This window comes from Roseomonas sp. TAS13 (assembly GCF_001950415.1).
Taxonomy (GTDB): Bacteria; Pseudomonadota; Alphaproteobacteria; order Acetobacterales; family Acetobacteraceae; genus Roseomonas; species Roseomonas mucosa.
On the sequence record NZ_BDLP01000070.1, the window covers coordinates 1 to 16,113 of the forward strand.

12 protein-coding genes are annotated in these 16,113 nt (G+C 71.0%); 3 read left to right on the forward strand and 9 right to left on the reverse strand.

Translation table 11 applies throughout. The features are described from left to right. The 6 genes from ROTAS13_RS08195 to ROTAS13_RS08220 form a co-directional block, all read right to left on the reverse strand. On the reverse strand, window positions 1-929 hold a 929-nt coding region (locus ROTAS13_RS08195), incomplete at its 3' end, for an ABC transporter ATP-binding protein (protein ID WP_075822047.1). 1 nt (window position 930) lies between these two features. After that, the gene (locus ROTAS13_RS08200; RefSeq protein ID WP_019459219.1) at window positions 931-2,565 is read right to left on the reverse strand and encodes an ABC transporter substrate-binding protein; all 1,635 of its coding nucleotides are present in this window, start codon (window positions 2,563-2,565) and stop codon (window positions 931-933) included. Then, entirely contained in the window at window positions 2,562-4,094 is a 1,533-nt protein-coding gene (pehA, locus tag ROTAS13_RS08205; RefSeq protein ID WP_075822048.1) for a phosphoric/sulfuric ester hydrolase PehA, read from the reverse strand. Before pehA ends, ROTAS13_RS08200 begins: the two co-directional genes overlap by 4 nt. A 125-nt stretch (window positions 4,095-4,219) precedes the next feature. Then, a complete protein-coding gene (locus ROTAS13_RS08210; RefSeq protein ID WP_171979055.1) occupies window positions 4,220-4,789 on the reverse strand; it encodes a chalcone isomerase family protein in 570 nt (189 codons plus the stop codon). A gap of 119 nt (window positions 4,790-4,908) precedes the next feature. Further along, a complete protein-coding gene (locus tag ROTAS13_RS08215; RefSeq protein ID WP_075822050.1) occupies window positions 4,909-8,082 on the reverse strand; it encodes an efflux RND transporter permease subunit in 3,174 nt (1,057 codons plus the stop codon). Between the two features lie 27 nt (window positions 8,083-8,109). Beyond that, window positions 8,110-9,300 (reverse strand): efflux RND transporter periplasmic adaptor subunit, encoded by a 1,191-nt coding sequence (locus tag ROTAS13_RS08220; protein ID WP_037250545.1) that lies wholly within the window; start codon window positions 9,298-9,300, stop codon window positions 8,110-8,112. Between the two features lie 292 nt (window positions 9,301-9,592). Here ROTAS13_RS08220 and ROTAS13_RS08225 point away from each other — a divergent pair, with 292 nt between their 5' ends. Continuing rightward, window positions 9,593-10,138, forward strand: a complete 546-nt coding sequence (locus ROTAS13_RS08225; protein WP_075822051.1) for a TetR/AcrR family transcriptional regulator — start codon at window positions 9,593-9,595, stop codon at window positions 10,136-10,138. A 426-nt stretch (window positions 10,139-10,564) separates the two neighbouring features. Here ROTAS13_RS08225 and ROTAS13_RS08230 read toward each other — a convergent pair whose 3' ends face one another. The 3 genes from ROTAS13_RS08230 to alr form a co-directional block, all read right to left on the reverse strand. Continuing rightward, entirely contained in the window at window positions 10,565-11,998 is a 1,434-nt protein-coding gene (locus ROTAS13_RS08230; RefSeq protein ID WP_075822052.1) for an NAD-dependent succinate-semialdehyde dehydrogenase, read from the reverse strand. Window positions 11,999-12,167: 169 nt separating this feature from the next. Beyond that, complete coding sequence (locus tag ROTAS13_RS08235; RefSeq protein ID WP_075822053.1) at window positions 12,168-13,466, reverse strand: D-amino acid dehydrogenase; 1,299 nt, start codon at window positions 13,464-13,466, stop codon at window positions 12,168-12,170. Window positions 13,467-13,574: 108 nt separating this feature from the next. Next, window positions 13,575-14,711: an alanine racemase gene (gene alr / locus ROTAS13_RS08240; RefSeq protein WP_075822054.1), complete on the reverse strand. Its 1,137-nt coding sequence runs from the start codon at window positions 14,709-14,711 to the stop codon at window positions 13,575-13,577. Window positions 14,712-14,856: 145 nt separating this feature from the next. On the opposite strand from alr, the gene ROTAS13_RS08245 reads away from it, so the two are divergent. Together ROTAS13_RS08245 and ROTAS13_RS08250 are read left to right on the forward strand one after the other, a co-directional pair. Next, window positions 14,857-15,309: an Lrp/AsnC family transcriptional regulator gene (locus tag ROTAS13_RS08245; protein WP_019463236.1), complete on the forward strand. Its 453-nt coding sequence runs from the start codon at window positions 14,857-14,859 to the stop codon at window positions 15,307-15,309. Between the two features lie 97 nt (window positions 15,310-15,406). Continuing rightward, the coding region (locus tag ROTAS13_RS08250; protein WP_075822055.1) for an asparaginase at window positions 15,407-16,113 on the forward strand (707 nt) is incomplete at its 3' end.

A 16,113-nucleotide genomic window follows, 5' to 3' on the forward strand; every position in this document is an offset into this window, starting at 1 on the left:
GCGCGGTGGCCGGGCTCCACCAGGGTCAGGCGCGGCAGGGCGGCGTCGCAGGCGGCCACGTGGCGGGGGCAGCGCGGGCCGAAGGGGCAGCCCGGAGGCATGGCCCAGGGCTCCGGCACGGCGCCGGGAATGGCGTTGAGCGGGCGGCGCGGCCCGTCGATCGGCGGCAGGGCGGCCAGCAGCCCGTCCGCGTAGGGATGCAGCGGGGCCTTGAGCAGGCGCTCCGTGGCGGCCTCCTCGATCACCCGCCCGGCATAGAGGACGCAGACGCGCTCGCAGGTTTCCCCCACCACGCCGAGGTCGTGGCTGATCAGCACCAGCGCCATGCCGGTGTCGCGGCGGATCTCCGCCAGCAGTTCCAGGATCTGCGCCTGGATGGTGACGTCCAGCGCGGTGGTCGGCTCGTCCGCCACCAGCAGCTCCGGCTGGCCGGCGAGCGCCATGGCGATCATCACGCGCTGGTTCTGCCCGCCCGACAGCTCGTGCGGATAGGCATCCAGCCGCCGCCGGGCGTCGGGCATGCCGACCCGGTCGAGCAGCCTCTCGGCCTCGGCCCGGGCGGCCCTGCCGGCCATGCCGCGATGCAGGGCCAGCACCTCGGTGATCTGCCGGCCGATGCGGTGGACGGGGTTCAGGCTGCTCGCCGGGTCCTGGAAGATCATGGCGATGCGGCCGCCGCGCACCCGGTCCAGCACCGCCGGCGCGGCGCCCAGGATCTCCTGGCCATCGAGCCGCACGCTGCCGGTGACGCGCGCCTTGGGCGGCAGCAGGCCCAGGGCGGCCAGCCAGGTGACCGACTTGCCGCAGCCGGATTCACCCACCAGGGCCAGGGATTCGCCGCGCCCGATGGTGAGGTCCACGCCGCGCAGGGCGGGCGTGCCGTCGAAGCTGACGGCGAGGTTGCGGATCTCGACCAGGGGTTGCCCCACGTCAGGCCGTCCAGTTGTTGGCGCGGAACTCCATGGCGAAGGCCGGGGCGGCCTTCCACCGGATGTCCTTGCGCTTGGCGGTGAAGGTCGCGTTCTGGTGCAGCACCGTATAGGCCGGGTCCTCGCGCTCGGCGATCTCCAGCAGCCGGCGGAAGACCTGCTTGCGGCGGGGGCGGTCGGTGCTGGTCTCCAGCTCCACGCAGAGCCGGTTCAGCTCCTCGTTGCTGTACTCGCCCACCTGCTGCTGCTGCCCGTTCGGCCCGTGCTGCGCGACCAGCGAGGAGACGGGGTCGTTGAAGGGCGCGGAGTTGGACCAGTCGCGCACCGCACGGCCCGGGCTGCGCTCCAGGATCTGGGTCCAGTTCTCCTTCATCTCGATCTGGACGTTCAGGCCCACCTGGCTCCACATCTCCACCAGCACCTGCGCGGTCGGCGTCTGGTTGGTGTAGTAGTTGTTCAGCAGGCGGTAGGGGATCGGCTCGCCCTTGTAGCCCGCCTCCTTCAGCAGGCGCTTCGCCTCGGCCGGGTCGTATTTCGGCACCGACCAGTCGGCGATGAACATGTCGCCGTAATAGTCCCACTGCAGCCCGCGCGGCACCACGGTGCGGCCGCTCCAGAGGCTGTCCACGATCGCCTGGCGGTCGATCGCATGGGTGAAGGCGCGGCGGACGCGGGCGTCCCGCAGGGCGGGGAAGTTCTTGTCGAAGACGGTCAGGCGGTGGTTCAGGATGGTGCCGCCCTGCACCTCATAGGCCGCGTCGCTCTCGATGCCGGGGATCTGGTCGGGCGGGATGTCGCAGGCGAACTGCACCTCGCCGGAGCGCAGCGCGTTGATGCGGGCGGAGACCTCCGGCACCTCCAGGAAGCGGATCCGCTTCAGCGGCGGGCGGCCGCCCCAATAGGCATCGTGTGCCACCAGGGTCAGCGACTGGTCCGGCTTGAACTCGGCCACCATGTAGGGGCCGGTGGTGACGGGCTTGCGCGCCCAGTCGAACCAGCTCGGCGCCTCGACATAGGCGCGGCGGGAGATGATCTCGCTGCCGTAGCGGGCGAGACGGCCTTCCAGCGTCACGTCGGGCGAGGCGTTGTGGAAGCGGACGGTGTACCGGTCCACCACCTCGACACGCTCCAGCGCCGGCCAGGAGCGGCGCGCGACGGCGGGCACCTCGGCCGGCAGCTCGCGGCCCGCGCGGGTCGGGATGCCTTCGCCCTTCACCGCGATGGTGCGGCCCTGGGCCGTGGCCGGCGTGTCGCCGAACATGCGCTCGCGGCCGAAGGAGAAGGCCACGTCCTCGGCCGTCATCTCGTCGCCGTTGTGGAAGCGCACGCCGGGGCGCAGCTTCAGCTCCACAGCGCTGTCGCTCAGCCGCTTCCATTCCGTGGCCAGCAGCGGCACGGCGCGCAGCTCGCCCAGCCAGTCGCGGCCGATCAGCCCTTCCCAGATCGAGGAGAAGAAGATCCGCTCGCCGACATTGGACTGCTCGCGCAGCACCTCCAGCGTGTTGGAGTTGCTGATCTTCTGGACGGCGATGTCGATGCTGCGGCGCTGGTCCCCCTGTGCGATGGCGAAGCGCGGCAGGCCGGCCGCGCCGAGGCCGGCGGCCCCGAGCAGCGTGGAGCGGCGGGACAGGATCATCGGCTTCTCTCCTCCAGGCCCTGGGGCGTGGATCGGTAATGCGTCAGGGTGCGTTCGGCATGGCGCATGCGGTGCGACAGGGCGCGCTGCGCGTAATCCGCGACGATGGCCGCGTGGGCCGGATCGTCGGCCAGGTTCACGAACTGGTTCGGGTCCTCCTCCAGGTTGAAGAGGAGGGGCGGGAGTGCCGCGAAATGCACGTATTTCCACTGCTCGTCCTGCACCACGCAGAGCGAGCAGTCATCCATGCCGAGGCCCAGCGGCGCCTCGGGATGCGAGTAGTACACGTCGCGGAAATCGTATTCGTAGAAGAGGTGCTCGCGCCAGTCGGCGGGGCGCCGGCCGTGCAGCAGCGGCAGCAGGGAGCGCCCGTCGCAGGCGCGCGGCACCTCGCCGCCCAGCCAGTCGATGATGCTCGGCAGCACATCCACACTCTCGGTGAAGGCGCTCTCGATGCGGCCGGCCTGTTCCGGCGCATCCGGGTCCACCACCACCAGGGGGATGCGGAAGCTCTCGTCGTGGAAGCCGATCTTGCCGAGCAGGTAGTGGTCGCCGAGCTGTTCGCCATGGTCGGAGGTGAAGATGATCAGCGTGTTCTTCCACTGGTCCGTGGCGTCGAGATGGGCAAAGACCTCGCCCAGCGCCGCATCGACCTCGGAGATCAGCCCGGCATAGGTGGCGCGCATCTGGCGGATCTCCGACTCGGCCATCTCGTTCGCCGCGCCGCCGGCGCCATGGAAGAAGGAGCCCCGCTGCACGCCGTGCAGGTAGAAGTCGAGCAGCGGGTGCTGCGCCGCTTCCTCGCGCCAGTGCGGCATCCGCACCGGGGCGGGCATCTGCTCCGGCCGGTACATGCGGTTGAAGGGCTCGGGCGCGATGAAGGGCGGGTGCGGGCGCCAGTAGCCGAGATGCAGGAACCAGGGCTTCTCGCCGCGGCCCTTCAGGTAGGTGAGCGCGCGCTCGGTGAAATAGGCGGTGTCGGAAAGCTCGGTCGGGATGCGGCTGGGCCGGTTGGTGGCGCCGGGCACGTCGTCCACGCCTTCCGGCAGCCAGATGTCCTCGCGGTTCGGCGGCAGGGGATAGCCCTTCTGCGCCAGCCAGCCGAAATACCCGTCCATCGAGGGCTCGAAGGCGCCGACGCTGCGGAAGCCTTCCATCAGGTCGCCCAGCAGGGAGAAGCGCGGATCGTTGCGGCTGGTGCCGCGCGGGTCCGGCGTGGTGGTGGTGTAGCCGATCAGCGCCGGATCGTAGCCCACGCCGCGCAGCGCCTTGCCCAGGTTCATGTGGCGCGCGTCGAGCGGCACGGTGTTCTGCACCGCGCGGTGGTTCATCAGGTACAGGCCGGTCAGCAGGCTGGCGCGGGCCGGGCCGCAGGGGACGGCGGTGGTCACATGGTTGCGGAAGGTGACGCCCTCCCGGCACAGCCGGTCCAGGTTCGGCGTGCGCAGGAAATCGGCACCGAGCACGGGCATGAAATCCGCCCGCCACTGATCCACCACGATGAGGAGGACGTTACGCTGAGACGCCATGAGTCGATCCGAACGTGTTCGGTGGGCGGCTTAGTCGTTCTGCACGTCGCAGGCGTGATGCTTGGGTGACGATCGGATGACAATCCGATGGCCGGGTGAAACCTTCCGGCGGAGGCCGGGAAGGATCAGCGCTGCCTGAGCAGGCCGGCGCGGACCTCCGGCAGCAGGCTCTGCGGCCCGATGAAGGTGGCGAGCACGACGCGCGTGAAGGCCGGGTCGGTGATCCGGCCGATGAAGCGGCCATCGGTGAAGACGTCCATCCCGTCCCGGGTGAAGAGCAGGGAACCGCTCTCCCCCTTGTGCACGGCCGGAACGGCGTCGAGGAAGCGGGCCACGTCCTGCGGCTGCAGCCGGCAGGGGGCGCGGCAACTGGCGGCCAGCCCTTCCTCCCAGGACTTGCGGGCATCGGCGGCATCGATGTTTCGGGAGAAGACGAACTGGACGAGCTTCGCCTGGTCCGAGTCCAGGATCTGCGCGGCATCGGAGGAAGGCCGTTCCAGATACAGCGCGGCCACGTAGATATGCACATGCAGGATGGAATAGGTGCGGAGCGCGGTCCCGTTCAGCACCAGCCGGTGGCCGGCGACGGTCCGGGTATCGGGAAAGGTCACCCCGTCCAGCGTTACCGCCTCCGCCCGCATCAGGCCCGCACAGAGAAACAGGGCAGGGAGGATCGCCAGCATTCGTCCAGGCATTGTCACGCTCCAGTCACAGGGCGTGACATTGCACATCCGGGGCGGCCTCGCGCCAGCCCGCCATCGGGGGGGAGGGCCATCACGATTTCCGGCAGGCCACCCGGCCTGCCGGAAAGGGTTCATTCCGCCGGCGCCACGGCACCGGCCGCCCGCCGCGCCTGCCGCCGGGCCATGGCGCTGGCGACCACGTAGAAGACGGGGGTGAAGAGAAGGCCGAAGCCGGTCACGCCCAGCATCCCGGCGAAGACCGCGGTGCCCAGGCTCTGCCGGATCTCCGCGCCCGCGCCCGTCGCCACGGCCAGCGGCAGCACGCCCAGGATGAAGGCCAGCGAGGTCATCAGGATCGGCCGCAGCCGGGTGCGCGCCGCGGCCTCGGCGGCCTGCCAGCGGTTCATGCCGTCGCGCTCGGCGGCACGGGCGAATTCCACGATCAGGATGGCATTCTTGGCCGCCAGCCCGACCAGCACCACCAGCCCGACCTGCACCAGCACGTTGTTGTCCAGCCCGCGCCAGACCACGCCGAGCAGCGCCGCCAGCACCGACATCGGCGCGATCAGCACCACCGCCAGCGGCAGCAGCCAGCTCTCGTAGAGGGCGGCCAGCAGCAGGAAGACGAAGACCACGGCCAGCCCGAAGGCGAGCGGCGCGGTGTTGCCCTGGGTCGTCTCCTGCAAGGCGAGTTCCGTCCATTCGTAGGAGAAGCCGGCGGGCAGCGCCTCCTCCAGCGCCGACTGCATGGCGGCGATGGCCTGGCCGGTGGAAGCGCCGGGCGCGGGCGTGCCCTGGATCTCCGCCGCCGGGTAGAGGTTGTAGCGCGGCACGCGATAGGCGGCGCTGTCGTCCTGGAAGCTCGCCAGCGCGCCGATCGGCACCATCTGCCCGTCGGCGTTGCGGGTGCGCAGCAGCGCCACGTCGCGCGGCGTGCGGCGCTGCGCCTCCTCGGCCTGGGCGGTGACGCGGTAGGTGCGGCCGAGGATGTTGAAGTCGTTCACGAAGGCCGAGCCGAGATAGACCGAGAGCGTTTCCGATACCTTGTCCAGCGGCACGCCCAGCATCTCCGCCTTGGTGCGGTCCACCTCGGCCCGCAGGGTGGGGGTGGCGGTGTTGAAGAGCGAGAAGGCGAAGCCGACCTCCGGCTTCTGCCGTGCCGCCGCCAGCACCGCCTGGGTGGCCTGTTCCAGCGCCCGCGGCCCGCGCCCGGCCCGGTCCTGCACATACAGCTTGAAGCCGCCGCCGGTGCCGATGCCGGGCACGGAGGGCGGCGGGATCACCAGCGCCAGGGCCTCCCGGTCCTGCGCCAGCTTCGCCTGCAACTGGCCGATGAGGGCGCCGTAGCTGACGCCCTCCTTCGCCCGTTCCTCGAAGGATTTCAGGCCGACGAAGATCACGCCCGTGTTCGGCGCGTTGGTGAAGGTGGCGCCGTCGAAGCCGGTGAAGGCGATGGCATGTTCCACCCCCGGCACGGACAGCACCGCCTCCGAGGCGCGGCGGATCACCGCGTCGGTGCGCGACAGGGCGGCGCCGGGCGGAAGCTGGAAGGCGGCGATCAGGTAGCCGCGGTCGAGCGGCGGGATCAGACCGGTGGGTGTCATCCGCACCATCTGCCCCGTGGCCAGCAGCAGCCCGGCATAGAGCAGCAGCAGGATCACCGGCAACCGCACCAGCCGCCGCGTCAGCCCGCCATAGCCCAGGGAGAGCGCGTCGAAGACCCTGTTGAAGCCCTGGAAGAACCAGCGGAAGGGTGCCCCGATCCAGGCGAGGCGCCCGCGCGGCGCCTCATGCGCGTGCGGGCGCAGCAGCAGCGCCGCCAGGGCCGGGGAAAGGGTGAGCGAGACCAGCGCCGAGAGCAGCGTCGCCACCGCGATGGTCACCGCGAACTGGCCGTAGAAGGCACCGGCGATGCCCGAGATGAAGGCGGTCGGCACGAAGACGGCGCAGAGCACCAGGGCGATGGCGACCAGCGCCATGCCCACCTCGTCCATGGTGCGGCGGGCGGCGTCGCGCGGCGTGGCGCCCTGCGCCAGGTGCCGCTCCACGTTCTCCACCACCACGATGGCGTCATCCACCACGATGCCGATGGCCAGGATCAGCCCGAACATCGACAGCGTGTTCAGCGACAGGCCCAGCGCCGCCATGGCGGCGAAGGTGCCGATGATGGAGACGGGGATCGCCAGAAGCGGGATCAGCGCCGCCCGCCAGGATTGCAGGAACAGCACCACCACCACGACAACCAGCAGCACCGCCTCGCCGAAGGTGTGCACCACCGCCTCCATCGACTGCTCGATGAAGCGCGTGGTGTCGTAGACCACGCCATAGGTGATGCCGGGCGGAAAGGAATGCGACAGCTCCTCCATGGTATGGCGCACCGCCTCGGCGGTTGCCAGCGCGTTGGAGCCGGGGCGCTGGTAGATCGGGATCGCCGTCGCCACCGCATTGTCCAGATAGGCGGAAACGGAATAGTCCTGGCTGCCGAGCTCCACCCGCGCGATGTCGCGCACCCGCACCGGGGCGCCGCGCGCATTGGTGGCGACCACGATCTCACCGAACTGCTCCGGCGTGGCGAGGCGCCCCAGCGCCTGGATGTTCAGCTCGAAGCCCGCGCCCGTCTCGCCCGTCGGCGGCTTGTTCAGCCCGCCCGCCGCGACCTGGAGGTTGGCGCGGCGCAGCGCCTCCACGACCTCCCCGGCGGTGAGCCCGCGCGCCGCCACCTTCGCCGGGTCGAGCCAGACGCGCATGGAATAGTCGCGCGCGCCGAAGACCTGCACGTCGCCGATCCCGTCCAGCCGCGCCAGCCGGTCGCGCACGTTCAGCGTGGCGTAGTTGGAGACGTACTGCTGGTCCCGCGACCCGTCCGGCGAATACATGTGCACGACCATCATCAGGTCGGGCGAGGCCTTGCGCACCACCAGCCCCAGCCGCCGCACCTCCTCCGGCAGGCGCGGCTCGGCGATGGCGACGCGGTTCTGCACCAGCACCTGCGCCGCATCCACGTCGGTGCCCTGGCGGAAGACCACGTTGATGGAGAGCCTGCCGTCGCCCGTGGACTGGGAGTTCAGGTAGAGCATCCCCTCCACGCCATTGACCTCCTGCTCGATCGGCGTGGCCACGGTCTCCGCCACCGTGGCGGCGGAGGCGCCGGGATAGTTCGCCGTGATCGTCACGGTGGGAGGCGCGATGTCGGGATACTCGCTGATCGGCAGGCGCAGCAGGGCGATGCCGCCGACCAGGGTGATGGCGATGGAGATCACCGCGGCGAAGACCGGCCGGTCGATGAAGAAGCGGGCGAAGCGCATGGCGCGGTTCCTGCGGCGTGGGTGGCGCTACCGCGCCTGCGTGAGTTGTGCGCTGGCGGGGCCGATGCGTCCGGCCTCGGCGGTGACGCGGCTGCCGGGGCGGGCGAGGTGCAGCCCCGCCACCACCACCCGGTCCTGCGGCGCCAGCCCGCTGCGGATCACCCGCAACCCATCCACCAGCGGGCCGAGCGAAACCGGCTTCGGCACCACCATGCCGTCCTGCGCCACGGTCAGAACCATGCGCTCGGCTTGGTCCGCCGCCACCGCGGCATCGGGCAGCAGCAGGGAGTCGGAGGCCCCGGTCCGCAGCCGCAGCCGGGCGAAGACGCCGGGCGTCAGGAACAGGTCCGGGTTCGCCAGCACCGCCCGGGCGCGCACCGTGCCGCTGCGCGGGTCCAGCGCCACGTCGGTGAAGTCCATACGCCCCTGGCGATCCCAGCCTTCCTCGTCGGCGAGGCGGATCTCCACCGGGTTGCCCTGGCCCGCGCGGGCGGGCTGGTCGCTGGGCCGGGCGCCGCTGCGCGCCAGCCGGGCGAGGCGCAGGTAGTCGGCTTCCGGCGCGTCGAAGACGGCGTAGATCGGGTCGATCTGCAGGATCGTGGTCAGCAGCGTTTCGCCGGCCTGCACCAGGTTGCCCGCATCCACCCGGCGGTCGGAGATGCGGCCGCCGATCGGGGCGCGGATCTCGCTCCATTCCAGGTCGAGCTGCGCCTTGCGGAGCGCGGCCTGGGCGGCGTCGCGCTGCGCCACGGCCTCGGCCAGGGCGGCGCGGCGGGCATCGAGCTGTGCCATCGGGGCGATGCGGTTGCTGATCAGCGGCAGTGTGCGGTCCACCTCCTGCTGCGCCAGCACGGCCTGGGCCTGGGCGCGCGCCAGCTCGGCCCGGGCGCTGTCCACCGCGATCTCGAAGGGCCGCCGGTCGAGGGTGAAGAGCAGGTCGCCCTGCCGCACCACCTGTCCGTCGCGGAAATGCACCGCCTCCACCTGGCCCGAGATGCGGGCGCGGAGCTGGACGCGGGCGGAGGGTTCCAGCCGGGCGAGATGCTCGTCCCATTCGGTGATCTGCCGCCGCAGCGGCTGGGCCACGGTGACGGCGGGCGGGGCGGCGCCCGGCTGCTGTGCCAGTGCGGCTTGCGGGAGGAAGGGGGCCGCCATTGCGAAGGTGAGGAGAAGGGCGGCCAGGGAGCCCTTGGGGGACTTGCGTTCGGGAGGGTGCATGACCTATCTCCTGGCCGGGTGATACCGACCGGTTCATCCTTATTGATACGGACCGGTCAGTCTCATTACAAGGGGTCGGGCCCTCCGGAACCGCCGGACGGCACCGGCCCGGACTTGTTGTCGGAGCCCGGCGGCGGAGGCTCGGTTGTTCTCTCTCCACGCCGGCCCGGCCCGTTCGGGCGCAGAAGGAGGCAGGGAGAGACCCGTGAGCGAAGCCAGGACCGGCCAGGCCCCGGACAGGGAGCCCGGAAGGCAAGCCGCCGGGAAGGCGGGGCCATCGGACAAGCCCCCCGTGGCGCAGCGTGTCCGCGATGCGGCGCGCGAGCTGTTCTACCGCCAGGGCATCCATGCCACCGGCGTGGACGAGATCTGCCGGGCCGCCGGCACCACGAAGATGGGTCTCTACCGCGCCTATCCCTCCAAGGACGCGCTGATCGAGACGATCCTGCAGGAACGCTGCGATGCGCAGGAGAAGCTCGCCTGCATCACCGGGGATCGGAGCCTCTCCCCCCGCGAGCGGCTGCTCGCCTGCGTCAACATGGCGGCGGCGACGGTGCTGACCCCGGGCTTCCGCGGCTGCCCGCTGGGCCTCGCCATCGCGGAGTTCCCCGACCCGCACCACCCGGCGCGGCAGGTCGCGGACCACCACAAGCAGGTCATGCGCGAAACGCTGCGCTGCCTCTGCGCCGAGGCCGGAGCCCCTGCCACGCTGGGCGATTCCCTACAACTGCTGATCGAGGGCGCCTTCGCCGTTGCCCCGGCCCTGGGCAACGAGGCAGCCTCCCGCGCGCTCGAAAGCTCCGCCCATACGCTGATCGAGGCCAGCCTGCCGGGCTGAGGGGGCGTTGCGCCTTGGGGAAGGTTCCACCTTCCCCAAACCCCATCCGCCAGGACACTGCGTGCCCTGGACCCGGTGAGTTGGTACTCGCTGATGCCGGATCGCGCCGGAGAGCCAGGCTCTCCGGCGGACTGCCGGTGCCGTCAGCGTGGAAACGGTGTCTTTCTTTCTCTCGGGAGCCCCGCCTCTCCACCTGTTCCCAGGGATCAACCCTCAGTCTGACGGCCAACACACAGTGCCAACGCAAGCCCGGGGTCCGGGGACCGGCTTCGGTCCCCGGCGGAAAGGGGGTCCGGCGGGAGAGGCAGCGCCTCTCCCCCGGGGCCGGCCAGAGGTGCAACCCCCGGCGGCGTGGCCACGAAAAAGGGGGAAGGGCCGAAGCCCTTTCCCCCCTTGGTCGCGGGTCCTATCCCCTGGGGCCTGGGCTCAGAGCCCGGCCTGGGAGACGAACTTGGTGTTCAGGTAGGATTCCAGCGCCTCGATGCCGCCTTCGGAGCCGTAGCCGCTGTCCTTGATGCCGCCGAAGGGCACTTCCGGCAGGGCGAGGCCCAGGTGGTTGATGGTCATCATGCCGGCCTCGACCTTGTCGCCCAGCGCCTGCGCCGTCTTGGCGGAGCGGGTGAAGGCGTAGGAGGCAAGGCCGAAGGGCAGGCGGTTGCCTTCCTCGACCGCCTCGTCGAAGTCGCGGAAGGGCACCATCAGCGCCAGCGGGCCGAAGGGCTCCTCGTTCATCGCCCGCATCTCGCGCGTCACGCCGGTCAGCACCGTGGGCTCGAAGAAATAGCCCTTGTTGCCGATGCGGTTGCCGCCGGTGCGGACCTCGGCGCCCTTCTGCCTGGCGTCGTTGATCAGCCCCTCGATGGACGGGATGCGGCGCTCATTGGCCAGCGGGCCCATGGTCACGCCTTCCTCCAGCCCGTTGCCCACCTTCGCCGCGGCGAGATGGCCGGAGAACTGCTCCACGAACTGGTCGAAGATCTTCTCCTGCACCAGGAAGCGCGTCGGCGAGACGCAGACCTGGCCCGCGTTGCGCAGCTTGGAGGTGGCGAGCGTCTTGGCCGCAAGGCCCACATCCGCGTCGTCGAAGACGAAGGCCGGGGCATGGCCGCCGAGCTCCATCGTCGCGCGCTTCATGTGCTGGCCGGCCAGGGCGGCGAGCTGCTTGCCCACCGGGGTGGAGCCGGTGAAGGTGATCTTGCGGATCACCGGGTGCGGGATGAGGTATTCCGAGATTTCCGCCGGCACGCCATAGACGAGGCCGATCACCCCATCCGGAATGCCCGCATCGGCGAAGGCGCGGATCAGCTCGGCCGGGGAGGCCGGGGTCTCCTCCGGCGCCTTGACGATGATCGAGCAGCCGGTGGCCAGCGCCGAGCAGAGCTTGCGCACGATCTGGTTGATCGGGAAGTTCCAGGGCGTGAAGGCGGCGACGGGGCCGACCGGCTCCTTGATCACCAGCTGGTACACGCCCTCGGCCCGGGCGGGGACGACGCGGCCATAGGTGCGGCGGCCTTCCTCGGCCAGCCAGTCGGCGGTGTCGGCGGCGCCCATCACCTCCATCTTCGCCTCGGCCAGCGGCTTGCCCTGCTCCAGCGTCATGATGCGGGCGATCTTGTCGGCCCGCTCGCGCAGCAGGTTCGCCGCCTTGCGGATCAGCTTGTAGCGCTCGAAGGCCGAGGTGGCGCGCCAGGTCCGGAAGCCCTTCGCCGCGGCCTCCAGCGCCTCGTCCAGGTCGGCACGGGACGCATAGGCCACGGTGCCGATCGTCTCCTCGGTGGCCGGGTTGATCACCGGCTCCGTGCGGCCGCCGGTCGCGGCGCGCCAGGTTCCGTTGATGAAGAGTTGGACGTCCGGATACATGTAGTCCTCCGTCGAAGTGGTCAGGGCCCAAATAGGACCGCATCGCCCCGGATTAACCCCCCATGCGGGCGGCGGGGCGCGATCCCCGGGGAAAAGGTCATACCTTCCCGGCACGGGAGAGCCTGTGGACCTCCCACCATCCGGGCCGCGCCGCAAGGGGGGGGGCGGATCAGGCCGCCTGCTTCCGGGCCGCCGCCTTCCCCTCCGGCGGCACGTGGCGGTAGCGCTCCAGGCTGAGGTCGCTGCTGTCGATCTCCGGCGTGTGGCCGGACACGAGATCGGCCAGCAGCCGCCCGGAGCCGCAGGCCATGGTCCAGCCCAGCGTGCCATGGCCGGTGTTGGTGAAGAGGTTGCCGAAGGGCGTGGCACCCACGATCGGCGTGCCGTCCGGCGTCATCGGCCGCAGCCCGGTCCAGAAGCTGGCCTTGCTCAGGTCGCCGCCTTTGGGGAACAGGTCGTGCACCGAATGCTCCAGCGTGGCGCGGCGCGGCTGGCGCAGCGTTAGGCTGAACCCGGCCAGCTCCGCCGTGCCGCCGACGCGGATGCGGTCGCCCAGCCGGGTGATGGCGACCTTGTAGGTCTCGTCCATCACGGTGGAGACGGGCGCGCCGTTCGGATCGGTGATCGGCACGGTGATGGAATAGCCCTTCACCGGATAGACCGGCAGGTTCATCCCCAGCGGCCGCAGCAGCGCGGCGGAATAGCTGCCCAGCGCCACGACATAGCGGTCGGCGGTCAGCGTCCCGGCGGTGGTGACGGCGCCGGTGACGCGGCCGCCCTCGGTGGCCAGCCGCTGGATGGTGGTGCCATAGCGGTAGGTCACGCCCATGCCCTCGCAGATCTTCGCGAGCCGCTGGGTGAACTGGTGGACGTCGCCGGTTTCGTCCTGCGGCAGATAGAGGCCGCCCACCATCTTCTCGCGCACCAGGCCGAGGGCGGGCTCCTTGCTCACGCAGCCGGCGGCGTCCAGCACCTCGTAGGGAATGCCGTACTGGTCGAGCACGCCCGTGTCGTCCCCGACATGGTCGAGCTGCTTCTGCGTCCGGAAGACCTGCAAGGTGCCGCGCTGCCGGTCGTCATAGGTGATGCCCGTCTCGGCGCGCAGCGCGGTCAGGGATTCGCGGGCATATTCCGCGATGCGCACCATGCGGCTCTTGTTGAGGCGGTAGGCTTCCTCGTTGCAGTTGGCCAGCATCTGCGCCAGCCACCAGCCGAGCCGCGCGTCCGGGCGCGGCCAGATCACGAAGGGGCGGTAGCGCATCATCAGCCATTTCAGCGCCTTGACCGGGATGCCCGGCCCGGCCCAGGGCGAGGAATAGCCGTAGGAAAGCTGCCCGGCATTGGCAAAGGAGGTCTCCATCCCCGCCGCCGGCTGGCGGTCGACGACGGTGACCTCGTGGCCGGCCTTGGCGAGGTAATAGGCCGAGGCGGTGCCGACCACGCCGCTGCCGAGGATGAGAACCTTCATGACCGACCTGAACTCCTGACCGGCCCGAGGGGGCCTTGTTGATGCCGCCCATGCGGAGCGGGGCCGTTTCCTGCGGGGAATGGCCCGGGCGCGCCCGGGCGGAAACCCTCAGCCGCCGGCATAGCGGCGGTGGTAGCGCTGACCGAGGCCGGTCAGGATCTCGTAGGGGATGGTCCCGGCGGCCTCGGCCACCGCATCCAGATCGTGGTCCGGCCCGATCAGTTCCACCGTGTCGCCGGGATGCAGCGCATCCTCCGGCAAGGCGCTGGCATCGAGCACGATGCTGTCCATGGAGACGCGCCCCAGCATGGGCAGCGCCACGCCCCGCCACATGGCCCGGCCACGGTTGCTGGCGCTGCGCAGGAAGCCGTCGGCATAGCCCACCGCGATGGTGGCCAGCCGGCTCGGCGCCCGGGTGGTGAAGCTGTGGCCATAGCCCACGGCCGTGCCCGCCGGGACGCCGCGGGTCTGCACCACGCGCGCATCCAGCCGCAGCACCGGGCGCAGCGGGTTCTCCCCGCGTGGCAGCGGCGCCACGCCGTGCAGCGCCACGCCGGGGCGCACGAGGCCGCCATGCCAGGGGCTGCCGAGGAAGATGCCGGAGGAGGCGGCGAGGCTGGTCGGCAGCGCCGGCAGGCGCTGGCGCAGGCGGTTGAAGCATTCGAGCTGCGCCGCATTGGCCGGATGCCCCGGTTCGTCGGCGCAGGCGAGGTGGCTCATCACCCGGACGGGCTCCACCGCCGCCAGGTCGCGCCCATCCTGCACCAGCCGGTCCAGGTCGCCGGCGGAAAGGCCGAAGCGGGCCATGCCGGTGTCGATCTGCAGCCAGGCCGGCAGGCGCCGCCCCTCCGCCCGCGACAGGGTGGCCCAGCCCGCCACCTGCTCCAGGCTGTTCAGCACCGGGATAAGCCCATGCGCCAGCGCCTCCCGCTCGGTGCCATCGAACAGGCCGTGCATCACATGGACGCGCGCCTCCTCCGAGCCGGGGAGGCCGCGCAGGTCCTGGCGGAGGGCAATGCCCTCCTCCAGATGCGCCACGAAGAAGTCGCGGCAGCCCTCGGCCAGCAGGGCCGGGCCGACCAGCGCCGCCCCCAGCCCATAGGCATCGGCCTTCAGCACCGCGCCGCAGGCGGCGGGCGCCACGCGGTCGCGCAGCCAGCGCCAGTTGGCGCGGATCGCCCCCAGGTCGATGGTCAGGATGGCGCCGGCCGCTGGCCAGAGCCTTTCCCGGGCAGGGCTGTGCATGCCGCCTGTCTCCGAATCAGCGGAGGGAATGAAAGCAAGATTCTGGCCAGGAGAGGCCGGCATGTTCATGCGAAGAGTCGAAGATCCTGCGATCCGGTGCTAGGGATTCCGCAGAATCTGCACCGGCCTGAAATTTCCTGCCTCCATGCTCCTGGACAGCCTCGACGAGCGCATCATCCGCCTGCTCCGCGCGCAGGGGCGCATCAGCAATGCCGACCTGGCGGAGGCGGTGGGGCTTTCCCCCTCCGCCTGCCTGCGGCGGGTGCGGCAACTCGAATCGAACGGGGTGATCCGGGGCTATACCGCCATCCTCGACGACCGCCGCACCGGACGCGGCACGGTGGTGATCGTGCAGATCACGCTGGAACGGCAGACCGACGACTGTCTCGGCCGCTTCGAGCAGGCGGCGCGCAGGCATGCCGAGATCCGGGAGTGCTACCTGATGACGGGCGCCTCGGACTACCTGCTGCGCATCGTGGTGGAGGATGCGGCGGATTACGAGCGGCTGCACAAGGAGGTGCTGTCCCGTCTGCCCGGCGTGGCGCGCATCCAGTCGAACTTCACCATCCGCACGGTGATCCGCCCGGTCGACATGTGAGGGGGCGGATGCCACGCCCGGGAAAAGCGGGACAGACCCCCGGAACGGGAAGGCGTCTCCCCTGGATTCCCGGCCCGTCCCGTGGGAGGAAACAGGCATGGAAGATCCGGTTCTGGTGGAAGTCACGCGCGGTCCCGAGGTGGAATCGCGCCATGCGGGGGCCTTCGCGGTGGTGGATGCGGAGGGCGGGCTCGTCCTCTCCGCCGGCGATGTGGAGCGGCCCGTTTTCCCGCGCTCGGCGGTGAAGGTGATCCAGGCCCTGCCGCTGATCGAGAGCGGCGCGGCCGATCGCTTCGGCCTGACGGAAGCGGAGCTGGCGCTCGCCTGCGCCTCCCATTCCGGCGAGCCTCTGCATGCCGAGACCGCCGCCGCCATGCTGCGCAAGGCCGGGCAGGAGGCGGGCTGCCTGGAATGCGGCACGCACTGGCCCAGCAATGCCCAGGCGGCGCGGGACCTGGCGCGCTCCGGCGCCGAGGCGACGGCCCTGCACAACAACTGCTCCGGCAAGCATGCCGGCTTCGTCTGCACCGCCTGTGCCCTGGGGGTGGATGTGGCGGGCTATGTCCGCCCCGGACACCAGGTGCAGCAGGAGGTGAAGGCGGCGCTGGAGGACGTGACCGGTACCGCGCTGGACGCGGCGCGGCGTGGCACGGATGGCTGCTCCATCCCGACCTATGCCATCCCGCTCCGCGCCCTGGCCCATGGCTTCGCCCGGATCGGCACCGGCCACGGCTTCGGCCCGGCCCGCGCCGCGGCGGCGAAGCGGCTGCGCGCTGCGGTGGCGGCGAACCCCTTCCTGGTCGC